Origin of the sequence: Mesorhizobium sp. M5C.F.Ca.IN.020.32.2.1 (assembly GCF_004023105.1) — a bacterium.
In the GTDB taxonomy this organism is placed as follows: Bacteria; Pseudomonadota; Alphaproteobacteria; order Rhizobiales; family Rhizobiaceae; genus Mesorhizobium; species Mesorhizobium wenxiniae.
Map to the genome: position 1 here is coordinate 1 of NZ_RZSX01001217.1, position 1,451 is coordinate 1,451.

The window sequence follows — 1,451 nt, forward strand, 5'->3', positions numbered from 1 at the left end:
TTGATAAGCGCCGCCGGGCCCGCCGCCCTACCCTCGCGACATACATGCTTGCAAGGGAACGACCATATGGCGAAAGTTACCATCTCCAGCGTCATCGACGCGCCGGTCGAAAGGGTTTGGGCGCGCATACGCGACTTCAACGGCCTGCCGAGCTGGCATCCGCGTATGGTCGAAAGCCATATCGAGGACGGCAAGGATCCCGGCACGATCGGCTGCGTGCGCAACTTTCAGCTCGCCAGCGGCGCCCGCATTCGCGAAAAGTTGCTCGACTTCTCCGACGGCAATTTCCTCGTCAGCTACTCCATCCTGGAGACACCGCAGCCGCTGACCAACCACAAGGCGACGCTGCAGCTGCGGCGGGTGACCGATGGCGACCGCACCTATGCCGAATGGACCGCCAGCTTTGACGCGCCCCCGGAAGAAGCCGACAAACTGGCCGAGGGCATGGGCGCCAACGTCTTCCAGGGCGGTTTCAACGCTTTGAAAAGTCATTTCGCCGGCCAAAGTTGAGCAAAAGGAGCCTTCCATGGCGCTCGCCCTGCAGACTTTCTCGACGGTCAAGGACGCCAATGCGGCGCTGAAAGCCGCCGGTACCCGATACCTCGGCGGCGGCACGCTGGTCGTGCGCGCCGCCAATGAAGGCGATGTGTCGGTCTCCAGCCTCATCAGGTCGACCGAGCCGGCGCTGTCGGCGATCACCGTTTCCGGCGGCAAGGTCCGCATTGGCGCTTCGGTGACCATGGCGGCGATCGCCCGTCATCCGGATCTCGCGTCGCTTGCCCAGGCGGCGCGCGCCGTCGGCGGCCCGGCGATCCGCAACATGGCGACCGTCGGCGGCAATCTCTTCGCCCCGGCGCCCTATGGCGACTTCACCGTGGCGCTGCTGGCACTGGACGCAACCGTCAATATCGACGACGGCGAGCTACCGATCGAAACCTTCCTGGCAAAACGCGAAAGCAACCACGCCATCATCACCGCAGTTGGATTTACGTTTCCGGCTGAAGGCTTTCGCTTCCTGAAAGTGTCGAGGATCAAGCCGAAGGGCGTCTCGGTGCTGAGCATCGCCGCCGTGCTGGAACAAGCACCGGACGGAACCGTGTCTTCGGCACGGATAGCGCTTGGCTGCATGGCCGACCGGCCGATGCGTGCGACGGCGGCGGAGAAGGCGCTGCTCGGCAGGACGCTCACCAGCGATGGCATCGCGCCGGCGCTTGCTGCGGCCGGCGACGGCACCTCGCCTGTTACCGATCCGATCGCCAGTGCCTGGTATCGCAACGAAGTCCTGCCGGTCCATCTCGGCCGGCTGCTACTCGGCTGAAATATCCAGGGGAGCGCGCTTGCCCACGAGCAGGCGCGCAAGGAGGAAACATGGCAAAGGTCCCGGTTCAGTTCACGCTCAACGGCGCGGTGAAGGCCGAATTCATCGACAGCGGTACGACGCTGCTCAACGC

General features: G+C 64.5%; 2 protein-coding genes. Both read left to right on the plus strand.

The window, feature by feature from the left end:
* The first annotated feature begins 66 nt into the window (after positions 1-66).
* Positions 67-510 (plus strand): SRPBCC family protein, encoded by a 444-nt coding sequence (locus tag EOA86_RS34525; RefSeq protein ID WP_127209650.1) that lies wholly within the window; start codon positions 67-69, stop codon positions 508-510.
* A 16-nt stretch (positions 511-526) separates the two neighbouring features.
* Complete coding sequence (locus EOA86_RS34530) at positions 527-1,318, plus strand: FAD binding domain-containing protein (protein ID WP_128345598.1); 792 nt, start codon at positions 527-529, stop codon at positions 1,316-1,318.
* Positions 1,319-1,451: the final 133 nt, after the last annotated feature.

Excerpts from the sequence above, each read along its gene's own strand:
- EOA86_RS34525 (WP_127209650.1), top strand. The coding sequence starts at position 67 with ATGGCGAAAGTTACCATCTCCAGCGTCATCGACGCGCCGGTCGAAAGG.
- EOA86_RS34530 (WP_128345598.1), top strand. The coding sequence starts at position 527 with ATGGCGCTCGCCCTGCAGACTTTCTCGACGGTCAAGGACGCCAATGCG.